Here is a 15700-nt window from a genome sequence, read left to right on the forward strand (position 1 = left end):
TCTTTGCGGGCTGATTACTTGGTACAGTACATGTCTGTGAGCATTGGAAATATCGATTTGGGGACATTCCCCCTGCTGTTGGCACCCATGGAAGACGTGAGTGACCCACCATTCCGTTTTGTGTGCAAGCAAAATGGGGTGGACATGATGTACACCGAGTTTATCTCGTCTGAAGGACTTATCCGTGATGCTGCCAAAAGCCGCCAGAAGCTGGATATTTTCGAATACGAACGCCCCATCGGCATCCAGATTTTCGGCAGCGACATCGACACCATGCGCGAAGCTACCGAGATTGCTTCGCTGGCGGGGCCCGACCTGATCGACATCAACTACGGCTGTCCCGTAAAAAATGTAGCTTGCCGCGGTGCCGGAGCCAGTCTCCTGCAAGATATCGATAAAATGACGGCGATGACCAAGGCCGTGGTGGAAGCCACCCATTTGCCTGTGACGGTGAAGACCCGCTTGGGGTGGGACGACAACACCAAGAACGTATATGAGGTTGCCGAGCGCTTGCAGGATGTGGGTATCCAGGCGTTGAGCATCCATGGCCGCACCCGCTCGCAGATGTACAAAGGGCAGGCCGATTGGCACCTTATCCGCGAAATTAAACGTAACCCGCGCGTTCGCATCCCCATTTTTGGTAATGGCGACGTGGATAGCGTGGAAAAGGCCGCCGCTTGGCGCATGGAATACGAGGTGGACGGCATCATGATCGGCCGCGCGTCCATCGGCTACCCGTGGATATTCCGCGAAATCAAGCATTTTTTTCAAACCGGTGAGTACCTGCCTGGCCCAACCATCGCCGAACGGGTGGATGTGTGCCGTACGCATCTCCGGAAATCGCTCGAATGGAAAGGCGAGAAAACCGGTATCTTCGAGATGCGCCGGCATTATGCCAATTACTTCAAGGGGATACCCCACTTTAAGGAATATCGCATGAAGCTGGTCTCGTTGATGGAGGTAGCAGATATCGAGGCGGTGCTCGACGAAATCAGCGACCAGTTCGAGCTGGAGGTGGCCTAAACCAATCCGTATTATTTTTTCAGGATGGCCATGAGCGTCTTCCGCTCGATGAGCGCGGTGGTAAGCGCGAAGCCAACAAAAAGCACGTTTCCAATGACGACGTGCCGATCGAACGCATCGAATGCCAGCCAGCAAATGATGATGCCCGCAACGATATAGGCTCCATTTTTACCCACGCGGTAAGGGATGGGGTACCGCTGCTGCCCCCACAGGTAGGAAGTAACCACCATAGCGACGTAGGCAATTGCGGTTACCCAAACCGCACCCACGTAACTGTAGCGCGGTATGAGGATGATGTTGAGCACAATGGTGATGATGGCACCGATACCGGAAATATAGAGGCCGAAACGGGTTTGGTCGGTCAGCTTATACCAGATCGACAGGTTCATATAAATACCCAGTAACACATAGTTGAGGAGGAGAATGGGGATGATATGTAGGCCCGACCAATATTGGGCCTGTTCTTCGGGGCTGCCACCCTCGATGAAATACTTCAACCATTCGATGTTTACTGTAATACCTACCATTACCAACACCATGGCGATAACGAAGTAGTCCATGATGAGGGCATAAACACGCCGGGCATTTTCGTTTTTAGCATAACTGAAGAAAAAGGGCTCGGCACCTAGACGGAAGGCCTGCACGGCGATGCTTAAGAACACAGCGATCTTGGATACAGCACCATAGATACCCAAATCGCGGTCGCCCACCTCCCCCGGGAGCAACTTAGGGATCATAATTTTATCGATATGCTCATTGATGATGAAGGAGATGTTGGCAATCAACACCGGCAGGCTATAGGAAAGCATATCTAATGCCAATTTGCGGTCAAGCCGCGGGCGCAGCTTGGCGATTTCGGGTAATAACAATAGCAGGGTAAGTCCGCTGGCGATGAGGTTGGAGAGGAAGACGTAACCCACCCACTTCTCCCGGTACCACGAACTGAAGTAATCTGGATAAGCACCGCCTTGCTCGATAAGCCAGGGGATGACCACGATGAAAAACAGGGTAGCGCCGATGAACGCGAGGATATTGATGAGTTTGAGTACCGCAAACCGTATGGGTCGCCCTTCGGCGCGTAGGCGGGCGAACGGGATGACGGCCAGTGCATCGGTTACCAAAATCCAGGCGAAATAGCGCACATAGCGGTTGTAGTCGGCACTAGTGGTGCCGTTGTTCAGCCACGTGGCGATATTTGTCGAAAAAAGGTGGGTGGTGATGATGAAAAGCGTGGCGGTAAACAGGATGATGGTGAAGCTATTGTTGTATACGTTAGCCCGGTTATTATCATGCTTTTGCAGGTACCGGAAATAGGTTGTCTCCATCCCGAAAGCAAGTACGGCATTGAGCATGGCGGCCCAACTGTACATGTTGGTAAAGATGCCGTATACGGAAGGGGAGAATTTGCGAACGAAAAGCGGCGTGAGCAGGAAATTAATCAGCCGGGCCACAATGGTGCTCAGCCCATAGATAGCGGTTTGTCCAGCAAATTTTCTAAGTACCGACAACGTTTAACACTTAAGATCAGCCACGCGATTTCCTGATGACCTCAAAGTTACGATAGTTTTTCATTTCACCTTCGTTGGTCGCTACTTTTTCCACCAGGGCCCTTTCGGGGCCCTCGTGGCACCATTCCAGAAAAGTGTCAAGGGCAAAGGCGTCGCCTTCGGCTTCGATGGCCACCGTACCGTCGGGCATGTTCTGCGCGGTGCCTTTTACCCCCAGTTGGTCGGCCACGGCTTTCGTGGTGAGCCGGAAATATACGCCCTGTACTTTCCCCGATACGACGATGTCAAGGTGCTTGTGTTTGTCGGTTTTCGTGCCCATGGTTTCTTTCTAATGGCACAAAAATACGTGCAAATCGGCACATCAACAAACCCCAGGAAGGGGTCAGTGAATCGTTACATCGTTTAAAGCAGACCTACGGCCCTATCGAATCGGTAGCTGAGCCCAATCTCGTGGGTGGTATTATTGATGCGCCGGTTGAGCGGCTGGTTACCCGGATTGAATTGGTAGCTATAGCCCAGTCCGATGCCGCTGAAGTTGAACTGCGCCATGCCGGCCAGCTCGCCGTAGCTGCGAGCATTGAGGCCGATGCCGAACACCCTTTTCACGAAGAACAGGGCCGAAGCCTCCGCCTGCGGCCGCAGGCTTTCCGAATAGGTCACCAGCACGCTCGGGCGGAACTGGAAGTCGTCCCCGAGATCGAACAGTGCCCCTGCCGTGAGGTGGTAGAGGTTGCGGAAGTTGTAGCGGCTCTCGCCGCCGCCCACACCTAGGTTGCCCAGCATGAGCCGCGGCAAAGACAGCCCCACATAGTACCGCTCCGGGCGGTACAGCATCACCCCGAAGCCTACCAGTGCGTCGGTCTCTTTCACATCTTCGCGGAAGGCCGGGTCCATCGGGTCCAGCTGCGAGAAGCGGCCATCCATATAGCTGAAGCCAGCATTGAGCGAAAGCCCGAGGTATTCGGTCTCCGAGATGCGCACGCTCTTGGCGAAAAAGGCCGAGGCCTCGGTGAGCTTCTCCACAGCCATGCTCTCGTGGCGGATGGTGATGCCCGCGGTGGCGCCCGCCCGCTGCAGGCCGATGTGGCCGCTGCCCCAGAACACCGTGGGGGCACCATCCAGGCCCACCCACTGCCGCCGGCCGATCACCGACACCTCCCCACCCATGTGCATCAGGCTGGCCGCGGGGTTGGTTACCGTGCGTAGTTGGCCGTGTTGGGTGTGGGTGAGCGGTTGCTGGGCGTGTAGGTATGTTACCAACCCCAACATCGCCCCTATAATCAATAGTTTCTTTTTCATCACTTTTTATGTTTTTTTGTGAGCTTGTGAACCTGTTAACTTGTGAGCCTGGGAGTCTGCCCCTCTCACTTGTTCACAACTCACTTGTTCACAAACTCACCGATCAATATCTCAACACAAACCATCCCTTCTCGTATTTCCACTCGCCGTCTACCCTGATTTCGGCCACGTAGAAGTAAGTGCCCGCCTGTACCCTGTTCTGTCCCGTGCCGATTCCGCGGAAGGCTACCGTACCGTTGTTGTAACCCGAGGCTTCCCACACCACCGTTCCGTTGCGGTTGAAAATGCGCACGCGGTTGTTTGGGTAGTCCTTGATGGCCTCGATGATGAGGTACTCATTGATGCCATCGCCGTTGGGCGACACGGCTTGGTGTATCCGGATGGGTATGTCCGATGTGGGGTCTACCACTCGCAGGGTCACTGTCACCGGTTCCGCGGCCCCGTGGTTGACATCGCCGGCCTGTGTGGCGGTGATGCGCACCGTGCCCAGGCGCAGGATGTTGAGCGACGTGCCCTCCAGGGTGGCCACCTCTTCATCGTCAATGCTGAGCAATACGGGCAGTCCGCTGGAGGCCGATACGTCCAGCGGGACGGTACCTGCATCTCTGTTCACCTGTGCCGGGGCGTTGAAGGTGATGGATTGGCTGGCCTTGCCTACCGTCAGCACCTGTGTGGCTTCAGGGCGGTTGCTGTAGTTTCCGTTTTCGGGTGCGGTGGCTGTGATGATGGCTTCACCCGCCCCCGTGATGCGGAGCTGCCCGCTCGCAGTCACTTCCACCACGGACGGGTCGCTACTCGTGTAGGTGATTGGCTCCCCGCTGCTGGCCGTCGCTCCCGCATCGAAATCTGCATCGCCGTAGGTCTTGGCCGGGATGGTGGGAAAGGCGATGCTGCGTGTGGCCGGCGTGACGGTGAGGTTCGCCGTGAGCACAAGGTCTTCATAATTATCACCACTGACGGTTGCGGTCACTTCTTGTGTACCCGCGTCGGTGCGGCTGTTGCTGGTGTAGATTACCTCCGTGCCTTGCGGCGGTGTACCGGTGATGACCAGTGATTTCGCTGTGCCGTCGTACACAAAGCTGCCATCGGCCAGCATGATGCCGGTGAGGGTTGCCGGCGTGACGGTGAGGTCGCACGTGAGAACCACGTCAACGTAATTACCGCCCGTCATGGTTGCGGTCACTTCCTGCGTGCCGACGTCGGTGCGGCTGTTATCCGCGTAGCTCACTGAGGTGCCATCGGGCCATGTTCCTGTAATTTCCAGTGATTGTGCCGTACCGTCGTACACGAAGCTGCCATCGGCCAGCATGATGCCGGTGAGGGTTGCCGGCGTGACGGTGAGGTCGGCCGTGAGTACCAGGTCATCGTAATTACCGCCCGTAATGGTTGCGGTCACTTCCTGCGTGCCGACGTCGGTGCGGCTGTTATCCGCGTAGCTCACTGAGGTGCCATCGGGCAATGTTCCTGTAATTTCCAGTGATTGTGCCGTACCGTCGTACACGAAACTGCCATCGGCCAGCATGATGCCAGTGATGGTTGCCGGCGTGACAGTGAGGTCGGCCGTGAGCACCAGGTCATCGTAATTACCGCCGCTGACGGTTGCGGTCACTTCTTGTGTACCCGCGTCGGTGCGGCTGTTGCTGGTGTAGATTACCTCCGTGCCTTGCGGCGGTGTACCAGTGATGACCAGTGATTTCGCTGTGCCGTCGTACACAAAGCTGCCATCGGCCAGCATGATGCCGGTGATGGTTGCCGGCGTGACGGTGAGGTCGGCCGTGAGTACCAGGTCATCGTAATTACCGCCCGTAATGGTTGCGGTCACTTCCTGCGTGCCGACGTCGGTGCGGCTGTTATCCGCGTAGCTCACTGAGGTGCCATCGGGCAATGTTCCTGTAATTTCCAGTGATTGTGCCGTACCGTCGTACACGAAACTGCCATCGGCCAGCATGATGCCAGTGATGGTTGCCGGCGTGACAGTGAGGTCGGCCGTGAGCACCAGGTCATCGTAATTACCGCCGCTGACGGTTGCGGTCACTTCTTGTGTACCCGCGTCGGTGCGGCTGTTGCTGGTGTAGATTACCTCCGTGCCTTGCGGCGGTGTACCAGTGATGGCTAGTGACTTCGCCGTGCCGTCGTACACAAAGCTGCCATCGGCCAGCATGATGCCGGTGATGGTTGCCGGCGTGACGGTGAGGTCGGCCGTGAGTACCAGGTCATCGTAATTACCGCCGCTGACGGTTGCGGTCACTTCCTGCGTGCCGACGTCGGTGCGGCTGTTATCCGCGTAGCTCACTGAGGTGCCATCGGGCAATGTTCCTGTAATTTCCAGTGATTGTGCCGTACCGTCGTACACGAAACTGCCATCGGCCAGCATGATGCCAGTGATGGTTGCCGGCGTGACAGTGAGGTCGGCCGTGAGCACCAGGTCATCGTAATTACCGCCGCTGACGGTTGCGGTCACTTCTTGTGTACCCGCGTCGGTGCGGCTGTTGCTGGTGTAGATTACCTCCGTGCCTTGCGGCGGTGTACCAGTGATGGCTAGTGACTTCGCCGTGCCGTCGTACACAAAGCTGCCATCGGCCAGCATGATGCCGGTGATGGTTGCCGGCGTGACGGTGAGGTCGGCCGTGAGCACCAGGTCATCGTAATTACCGCCGCTGACGGTTGCGGTCACTTCCTGCGTGCCCACGTCGGTGCGGCTGTTATCCGCGTAGCTCACTGAGGTGCCATCGGGCAATGCTCCTGTAATTTCCAGTGATTGTGCCGTGCCATCATATACGAAGCTTGCGTCCGTCAGTGTGATGCCGGTGATGGTTGCCGGCGCGACGGTGAGGTCAGCCGTGAGCACCAGGTCATCGTAATTACCGCCGCTGACGGTTGCGGTCACTTCCTGCGTGCCCACGTCGGTGCGGCTGTTATCCGCGTAGCTCACTGAGGTGCCATCGGGCACTGTTCCTGTAATTTCCAGTGATTGTGCCGTGCCATCCTATACGAAGCTTGCGTCCGTCAGTGTGATGCCGGTGAGGGTTGCCGGCGCGACGGTGAGGTCCGCCGTGAGCACCAGGTCATCGTACTTGCTGCCGCTTAAGGTAGCGGTAACTTGGTGCGTACCCAACTCCGTCAGGCTGTTGCCCGGGTAGGAAACAGTGGTGCCGTCGGGCAATGTTCCTGTAATTTCCAGTGATTGTGCCGTGCCATCCTATACGAAGCTTGCGTCCGTCAGTGTGATGCCGGTGATGGTTGCCGGCGCGACGGTGAGGTCAGCCGTGAGCACCAGGTCATCGTAATTACCGCCGCTGACGGTTGCGGTCACTTCCTGCGTGCCGATGTCGGTGCGGCTGTTATCCGCGTAGCTCACTGAGGTGCCATCGGGCAATGCTCCTGTAATTTCCAGTGATTGTGCCGTGCCATCATATACGAAGCTTGCGTCCGTCAGTGTGATGCCGGTGATGGTTGCCGGCGTGACGGTTAGGTCTGCCGTGAGCACCAGGTCATCGTAGTTGCTGCCGGTTATGGTAGCGGTTACTTGTTGCGTACCCACATCCGTCAGGCTGTTGCCCGTGTAGGCAACCGTGGTGCCGTCGGGCAATGTTCCTGTAATTTCCAGTGATTGTGCCGTGCCATCATATACAAAGCTTGCGTCCGCCAGTGTGATGCCGGTGATTATTGCCGGCGTGACGGTCAGGTCGGCCATAAGCACAAGATCTTCGTAATTGCTGCCGGTTATGGTTGCGGTCACTTCCTGCGCGCCGACATCCGTTCGGCTGTTATCAGCATAACTCACCGATGTGCCTTCTGGCAGGGTTCCAGCGATGGTCAGCGACTTGGCTGTACCGTCGTAGGTGAAGCTACCGTCGTCAAGCGTGATGCCGGTGATGGTTGCCCGGGTAACGGTTAAGTCGGCCGTGAGCACCAATGGTGTATAACCGGCGCCTTCAACGGTTGCCGTTACTTTCTGCGTGCCGACATCCGTTCGGCTGTTATCTGCGTAACTCACCGATGTGCCCTGCGGGAGGGTGCCATCGATTTCCAGTGACTTGGCAGTACCGTCATACACAAAATTACTATTCGGTAAGGTTAAACCCGAGATGATCGCACTGGCTACTTCCAGATCGAATGCCGCAAGGCTGGCATCGAGCACACCATCGCTCACCGTGATGATGATATCTGTGGTGGTGCCCACGTCACTGTTGCCCGGAGTGCCGGAGAGCTCACCGGTGTTGGCGTTGAAGGTGGCCCAGTCGGGTTTGTTGGCAATGCTGAATGTCAATACATCACCCGCATCGATATCGTTAGCAATCGGCGTGAAGCTGTATGCCGCATCTTGGTTTACCGTTGTTGCCGGTGTTCCGGTGATTATCGGTGCATCGTTCACGGCGCTGATGGTAAAGCGTACCCAGGCCGTGTCACATAGGGAAGGCGTTCCGTTGTCACACACTTGGTATTCCAGGCTATCCAGTCCATTATAGTTGCTATTCGGCGTGTATGTAAAGCTGCCGTCCGCATTCAATACCACCGTTCCGTTAACGGGCGCGGTAACCAAGGACGCCGTCAGTGCGTTGCCCTCCACATCCGAGTCGTTCGTTAATGCATTTCCGGTTGCCGGTATATCTTCGTTTACCGTCACCGGGTCATCCACAGCAACCGGCGCCGTATTTACCGCCACCACATTGACATCTTTTGTAGCAGGCGCGCTATCAGCTGTCCCATCATTGACTTCAAAACTGACCGTACGCGTGGTGGTATTTGGATGCTGTGAGTTATTGCTGTAGGTTACTGCACGCAGGGCCGCTTGCCATTCCGCCAACGTAGCGGTGGCGCCCACAGAGGTAAGCATAAGCGTACCTGTCGTTTCATCGTAGCTACCGTCGATATTCCCCATCGTACTGCCGTCGTTTACAAACGCAAGCAAATCTTCATCTGCCTGGAAATTGCCGGTAACCGCCACGTTCGCCGAAGCCAAGGAGGTATTGTCCGGGTCGCTTATCGTTAAGGCATCGTCGATGGCGATTGGAACCGGACCACCGATAACCCGCTCAATGAATGGGGTGGTTCCGCCGCTGGTGGTGACAACGGGTGCATCATTCACTGCCGTAATATTGATCGGCACAGTGCCGAGTTCAACGTCTCCGGACCCGTCGCCATCATCGGCACTGACGGTAAGGGTAGCGGCTGCGGTTCCACTGTGGTTTGCAGAAGGTATATAAATGATGTTTGAAGGAATATCTATATAGCTGTTTATGGCACCCGCGGCACCGCCAAGTGTTACTGCTGAGGTACCGTTTCCGTTGAGTGTCACCGGAATTCCCGTGGCTGCCAATGCTATTCTACCGTCTGAGACCGACAATGTAACCGTAATCTCATCGCTATCGCTGTCAGCAAAGGTGCTTGATGCGATATTGAGTTGACCCGGCGTATCTTCAATGATCGTGATGCCCGCCGGCAATCCGCTGACCGTAGGAGGAGCGTTAACGGTAAGGGTAAAGGTATCCGTCACCGTACCGCCGTTGCCGTCATCTGCAATGACATCAATCTCCAATGAACCCACATCACTGTTAGCTGGCGTGCCACTAAAGGTACGCGTGTCCCCATCAAAGCTTAGCCAGGCCGGCAAGTTGCCGCCCCCGTTCAGTTGGGCAGCATAGGTCAGGACATCACCTGCATCCACATCTGCAAACGTATTGGCCGCAAATTGGAAGCTGAAGGCCACCCCTTGGGTTGCGTTCTGGTCAGGGATAGGATTAGCTACTGTTGGGGCATCGTTAACCGGTGTGATATCTATTTGGATCTGTCCCAACTCCACAGTTGCCCCTCCTCCTGTCCCGGTATTTCCTCCATCATTTGCAGAAAGTGTGAGCACCGCTGCATTATCTCCCAATACAGCGCCTGTGTATTGAATGTTGGATGGGGAGTTCAAATAGCCATCAATGGCTGACGGAGTACCTGATAGCGTAAGAATACCTGTCCCTGAACCGCCCACAGTGACCCCACTGCCCGTGGTAGCGGCAAGGATGCCATCGCTGACCTCCAGGGTAAGCGTCACAGAATTTGATCCCGCATCCACGTCGCTGAAAGTAACAGGAGAAAGATCTAAATCACTGGCTGTATTTTTAAAAGCAATAACATCAGATGGCAAGGAAACCATCGTAAGATCATCATTGACAGCGGTTAATCCGATCTGGACGGTCAAAATATTGGAAGAAATACCCGAAGCGTCCTTCACTATACTGGTGATATTTCTGGTATTGTCAGTTCCTCCTATAGTGGGGTCATTTCCGCTGTTACTATATTCAATGGATTCCAAAACGCTGGTCATTTGGGCAGCTGTACCCGTGCCGGTAAGGGTAATGACATTGCCAGCTTGAGAAACAGCATAAGGGCTCGGCGCTTCAACTGAAAGGATATCTCCATCTCTCTGATCGTTGAAAGTAATTACCGCTTCTATAATCGCCTCCCCTTCACTTTCGGTCAATTCAATTGATCCACCGCTATTGAACCTGGCTGGAGTTCCATTTTCAGTGTAGAAAATAACCTTATTACCGTCAAAGACCGGCCCACCATTGGCTGCGATGATATTGAAGGTTACCGTGGCCTGATTGGAACCTGCCGTTCCATCATTGGAGACGAAGGATATTGAGCCGGCATCAGTTCCGGAAAGATTAGGAGTTGGCGTAAATGTGGCGGCAGCCAACGCAGCATTGATGTTTGCGAGGGTTCCGGATGCCGTGAAAGCTGCGGTACCGTTCCCTGATCCCCCAAACGAAATCCCGGCCGTACCCAGTGTAACAGTTCCGCCAGTCACGGTAAAGGTAAGGGTCTGGTCATCTCCGTCCACGTCAGTCACACCCATTCCTGTAAGTGCGGCTGGCGTGTCTTCTGTCACCTCGGGGATTGGGGATATCACAGTGACCGGCGCATCATTCACTGCCGTAATGTTGATCGGCTCAGTGCCGAGTTCAACGTCTCCGGACCCGTCGCCATCATCGGCACTGACGGTAAGGGTAGCGGCAGCGGTTCCACTGTGGTTTGCAGAAGGTATATAAATAATGTTTGAAGGAATAGCTATATAGCTGTTTATGGCACTGGCGGCACCGGCAATGGTCACTGCGGAGGTAGCGTTTCCGTTGAGTGTCACCGGAATTCCCGTGGCTGCCAATGCTATTCTGCCGTCTGAGACCGACAACCTAACCGTAATGTCATCACTATCTTCGTCAGCAAAGCTGCTCGATGCGATATTGAGTTCGCCCCGCGTATCTTCAATGATCGTGATGCCCGCCGGCAATCCGCTGACCGTAGGGGCGTCATTTACCCCGTCTACCAATACACCGGTTGTACCGCCTACACTGTTGAGCGTAAGCGCGAGCGGATGGCTTGCGCCGTCATTAATCGTACCTCCATTCAAGACAATAGCAGCACCCACTTCAATGCCATCGGTGTCAATATCACCCGTTTGGACGGTATAGCGGAAGAGTAGGGCACTGGTAGCGGACCCACTCATATAGGCGGCATTGACCGAAGTAGTTCCGATGGTCAGCGGCAGCTGTGGCGTATCGATAACCGTTACATTTTCCGATACATTTACCGTGAAATCCAAGTTCTGCCCTGTAATGTAAATAGCATCTGCCGGCACACTTACGCTACTAATTGTCGGTGCAACATCATCGACTACCGTAATGGTAAAGGCTTTTTCATAGAAGCCGCCCTTATTATCGGTGGTCCGGATGCGTACGTTGTTCGATCCCGTAGACAATATCGATGGATCGGTTGCCCATAGCGAGTTACCACTGATATTGAATGCATCGTTGTTATCACCCCCGCTTCCATCTACCAATGTATAGGTATACGTATCGCCTACATCGGGATCGGTGGAGCTGAGGGTGCCGACTTCTGCGTTAGCACCCGCGCTTTGGTTTATGGAAGCGGGATCTAAGATGATATCAGTGGGATCGTTGTTGATGATCTTTGTTGAGGTGCTTGTGACTGGTAAGCCCACGTTGCTGGAGGCATCCGTAAGTGTTACACTTAGCGTCACTGTACCGGGGTCTAGGTCGGTGAGGTTAATGCCGGTCACTTGTTGAGTTGCCGCGGTGACCGTACCCGTACCGGTCACGGGTGTTCCGCCGGTACCGGTGAATGTATAATTGTAGGTTGTTCCCACTTCAGCATCCGCAAAGGTAAAGCTGACCGCAGTTTGATTGTCTTGTGTAATCGGGTTCTGATCGATGTTGACGGTATACCCTGCGGGCGGGAATTCATCCGCGCACCAGCTGAAATTATCCAAGTTTAGGTAAGTAAATGCGCCGCCAATCGAAATCTCCAATTGATCGATCACTTTTATGGAGGGATCTCCATTCTCGGCTGAGAAATCGATATAGGTGTACCCCGAGTTGGCACTAAAATCAGTTGCAAACCCGGAAGTTTTTGTAAAAGTATACTCCTGACTACCCGATCGGAGACCCCGGATGGTTACAGCTCCATCGGCTGTCGGATCTGCACCGTCGGCTATCGACGACAGGTACAGGTAAAGCCCATTTACGGTAATCTCCCCATCATCTGGTGCAATGGTAAAAGGGCCTGTTCCTGAAGTCCGCTTTAAATTAAACGCGGATCCACCCAATCCGGTGTTAGGCGTTTCCGTGTTTACGGTCCAGTTACCGGTCAATGTAAAATTCTTCCCATTACCCGAAAAGGTTGTCGCATTGTCTGCCTCTCCTTGGTCGAAGGTCTCGATAAAACAGGAAGTCACATAATGTTCCTGCCCACCGGTGAATGCAGCAGTGCCACCTAGGCCATCACCATTTTCAATATCCGTGCCCGCTTTTAAATCCAGTCGGATATTCCCCTCACCCGAAATACCATTGATCACAGCCGTATAGGTAGTGCCACTGCCCGTAATACTGGCAATCGTGCCCGTAGCGCTACCTACCTTCGTGAGCTCAAAGTCAGTAATATCCACATTGGATGCCGCCTTGGAGAACGTAACCGTATAGGAAACTGTCGTTGCCGTACTGGCGGGATTGCCCACCAGGCTAATGCCCAATACCTCCGCCGGATCGGTATCGCCCACTGACGTTGGTGGACCATAAGTAAACTCGTCCAGATAGAAGTTAATGTCGTCAGCTGTGATTTCAATCAAATCGACATCAAAAAAATCAGGATTTGCAGAAAAATCTAACAATTCCGTATTATTCGACGGAATCAAGCTAACAGTGGCCCCGCTCTTCGCTACACCGCCTTTATAGCCAGTGATCGTTGCCTGGATGCTCCCATTATTCCCCCCATCTTCTAGGTAAATGCTCACGAATCGAAAAGAATCGCCATTTGTTCCTTTTTTGATCGTCCATTTGGTGATATCCCCTGTTGTCCCACCATTATCATATAGGCAGCTACTCCCGTTATACCCAGGTCCTACCCCATCTTCATTACCGCGACCTTCAACTTGGGCGGTCGTTAGTCCGCCACTGACGGAAAACAGAAAACCTTCCGCTATTATGCTTTCGTGTACTTCGCCCGGTTCTGCAGCAGGAAGAGCGTCTCCAAATGTCGGGCCGTACCCATATCTTCCAGCCACCCGATTAAAATCAATGGTCGTCTGTCCCCGAACCCCCTGGGACGCGAACAATACCAATAATCCGATACATAGAGCAGAAGAGTAGAAGTTTTTCATGGCAATTTAATAACGGTGCATCAACAGGTAGAAAGTTAAAAAAAGCCGTCTGAAAATATTTTCAGACAGCTCAAAAAATTAGTCTCTTGACGGGAATATCCCTTGCAACGCGATGATGTAATTCATTGCGATGTATGGTTGCCTGTTTTCATGTGGCTGGTTTCCCCCAACCGGTTGGATGGCTTGTGGGCTCATGGTAGCATTGCCCGGACCGGTGCTGAAGGCATTAGCGGGAACGGTATTTCCCCGCTCGATTGTCACCTGATTATTGGCGATGATGGTATTGGTGGGGTCACTTTGCGTACCGCTCTCTTTGCTTACCACTAATTGATGCGTATGCGATGGCATTTGGGTCGACATAAGCGTTACATGCTCTTGTCCAGCCATTTCACCCTGGCTATAATTAGACAGCCCTGGCCCTTGGCCCATGCCAACGGCGCACCTACCTCGCAGATCGGGGAGGGCAAATGTGGTTCGGCCATCCCCACCATAAGTGGTACCCAAGAGTGAAAATAGTGCTTGGTTTTGTGAAATTGGAAGTAACTGGCCTTGGCACAATGCCCAGCCACGTGGCGCGAAATTAAATCCGACCATCATAATTTGTCCAAGAAATGGTTCCATACGATTAGCTTATTAGTTTATATACGTAAAATTTGACTATTATTTGGTAGTGGCCACTGCGCATGTGAACAACATCACATAGCCAGTGGTAATCCTTCACTTATTTACGACGGTTGCTCACAGGGTATTTGGTAAATTATTACAACGATTAGTAGACGCAATTATTTGTCAAAGATAGGATAACTGTGTGACAAATAACCTACCCTTTAGGGGAGGGTGTTAAAAAAAGGTTATTTTTATTGCGAGTTAGTTAATCGCGTAGGACATCGATTATCTATTAAGCTAATTTTTCTGTCCGACAAAAAACCAATTCCGGCCGCCGGTAACGGCGGCGGAATGGAGCCAAAATCATCGACTGGGCTGCAACGTCAGCGTATCTACCACCTTGCCTGCCTGATCTACCACATTGATATGAAGCCGCTCACTATCAGCGGTAACGCGCAACATGTTGTTGTTGGAGTTGACGAGAATCGGGAAGTTGTGCGTCCCAGGTTCCGCATCGCGCTTGATGTGCCGGTGCAGGTGACCGCTCAGCATCACCTGAGCACCCGCCGCGTTCAGTAAAGGCACAAATTTCGCCGCGATCTCTCCTTCGCCGTGCCATCCGCCGAAGGGCGGCATATGGCAGATAACCACCTTATAGGGCGCACCCACGTACTCGGGTCGCTGTAACGCGGCTTCCAACCATTCGGCTTGTTGTGAACGGTAGGCATCCATGTTCACGATGCCGCTATACTCGATGTCGCTGTCCGGCTTGTCTTCGCCGCAATCGAGTACGACGAAGCAGACTGGCCCTCGCCGGAACAGATAATACAGGTGGCCCGAGGTGGTTGGAAAATAATCGGCGAACGCATTCGCGAAAGTACCGCGCGTCTCGTGGTTGCCACGGGCATAGTACATGGGAGTCTCGGAGGCAAAAAGCGCGGTAGCGGTGTCCATATAATGGGCGAAAAGCTGCGTTTCATCCAATAAGTTATTGGCCATATCGCCATTGAAAAACACCAAGTCTGTTTTCTGCCAATCAAGCTGTCCAAGAAGGTTTTTCATCACCTCGTTGCGACCGTGGATATCGTTGATTACCGCGAAGGAAACCTGCTGCTGTCCAGGGGTGCTGGTCGTAAAGGTGAGGGGCTCCTGTTTGTACACGCGGGTGGCGGCGATTTCGCCGTACGTTACCTTGGTGCCTACATGGCTGGTTACCTCTTGGGAATATACCCGATACCGGTAGGTGGTACCGGGGGTGAGACCTTGCAGGGTAACTTTATGCAGGGTGGAAACGTTTTTGAAGCCGTGGCTGCTGGCGAAATATTTGGGTCGTTCCTGTTTGTAGAAATGAGAATCATCGTCGGGCGCGAGTTCCACCCACCCCACCGCGTCTTTGTCGGTTGTCCATACGATGGTGACACCGGTATCGTGTAGGGCCTGCAAGTAAGGGCTGTGGGTGATTTGGATTTGGCACCAGCCGGCTGGGATGGCAGCTACCAGCAGCAGTAACGTAAGCGTGAATTTATTCATGTTTTGTATCTCGTTGTCATTGTATAAAGAGGGCACCCGGCTGTAGATCAGTCAACGGGTGCCCGAT

General features: G+C 53.9%; 9 protein-coding genes. 1 reads left to right on the top strand and 8 read right to left on the bottom strand.

Annotated elements, in window-relative coordinates; all coding sequences use genetic code 11:
• Positions 1-30: 30 nt before the first annotated feature.
• Entirely contained in the window at positions 31-1023 is a 993-nt protein-coding gene (gene dusB / locus U9S71_RS13580; RefSeq protein ID WP_326328052.1) for a tRNA dihydrouridine synthase DusB, read from the top strand.
• Between the two features lie 11 nt (positions 1024-1034).
• Here dusB and U9S71_RS13585 read toward each other — a convergent pair whose 3' ends face one another.
• The 8 genes from U9S71_RS13585 to U9S71_RS13620 form a co-directional block, all read right to left on the bottom strand.
• Complete coding sequence (locus U9S71_RS13585) at positions 1035-2531, bottom strand: oligosaccharide flippase family protein (protein ID WP_326328053.1); 1497 nt, start codon at positions 2529-2531, stop codon at positions 1035-1037.
• Positions 2532-2547: 16 nt separating this feature from the next.
• Positions 2548-2850: an acylphosphatase gene (locus tag U9S71_RS13590; RefSeq protein WP_326328054.1), complete on the bottom strand. Its 303-nt coding sequence runs from the start codon at positions 2848-2850 to the stop codon at positions 2548-2550.
• Between the two features lie 83 nt (positions 2851-2933).
• A complete protein-coding gene (locus U9S71_RS13595) occupies positions 2934-3830 on the bottom strand; it encodes a PorP/SprF family type IX secretion system membrane protein (protein ID WP_326328055.1) in 897 nt (298 codons plus the stop codon).
• Positions 3831-3933: 103 nt separating this feature from the next.
• Entirely contained in the window at positions 3934-6780 is a 2847-nt protein-coding gene (locus U9S71_RS13600; RefSeq protein ID WP_326328056.1) for an MBG domain-containing protein, read from the bottom strand.
• A gap of 36 nt (positions 6781-6816) precedes the next feature.
• Entirely contained in the window at positions 6817-6945 is a 129-nt protein-coding gene (locus tag U9S71_RS13605) for a hypothetical protein (RefSeq protein WP_326328057.1), read from the bottom strand.
• An 84-nt stretch (positions 6946-7029) separates the two neighbouring features.
• Positions 7030-13497, bottom strand: a complete 6468-nt coding sequence (locus U9S71_RS13610; RefSeq protein ID WP_326328058.1) for a beta strand repeat-containing protein — start codon at positions 13495-13497, stop codon at positions 7030-7032.
• Between the two features lie 78 nt (positions 13498-13575).
• Complete coding sequence (locus tag U9S71_RS13615) at positions 13576-14118, bottom strand: phage tail protein (protein WP_326328059.1); 543 nt, start codon at positions 14116-14118, stop codon at positions 13576-13578.
• Positions 14119-14466: 348 nt separating this feature from the next.
• A complete protein-coding gene (locus tag U9S71_RS13620; protein ID WP_326328060.1) occupies positions 14467-15633 on the bottom strand; it encodes a purple acid phosphatase family protein in 1167 nt (388 codons plus the stop codon).
• Positions 15634-15700 lie beyond the last annotated feature (67 nt).

The sequence above is a fragment of the Parapedobacter flavus genome, from assembly GCF_035818675.1.
GTDB lineage: Bacteria > Bacteroidota > Bacteroidia > Sphingobacteriales > Sphingobacteriaceae > Parapedobacter > Parapedobacter flavus.

Bases quoted from the DNA above. Each gene is read 5' to 3' on its own strand.
- U9S71_RS13610 (WP_326328058.1), bottom strand. From the start codon at position 13,497: ATGAAAAACTTCTACTCTTCTGCTCTATGTATCGGATTATTGGTATTG.
- U9S71_RS13595 (WP_326328055.1), bottom strand. From the start codon at position 3,830: ATGAAAAAGAAACTATTGATTATAGGGGCGATGTTGGGGTTGGTAACA.
- U9S71_RS13620 (WP_326328060.1), bottom strand. From the start codon at position 15,633: ATGAATAAATTCACGCTTACGTTACTGCTGCTGGTAGCTGCCATCCCA.
- U9S71_RS13590 (WP_326328054.1), bottom strand. From the start codon at position 2,850: ATGGGCACGAAAACCGACAAACACAAGCACCTTGACATCGTCGTATCG.
- U9S71_RS13615 (WP_326328059.1), bottom strand. From the start codon at position 14,118: ATGGAACCATTTCTTGGACAAATTATGATGGTCGGATTTAATTTCGCG.
- dusB (WP_326328052.1), top strand. From the start codon at position 31: ATGTCTGTGAGCATTGGAAATATCGATTTGGGGACATTCCCCCTGCTG.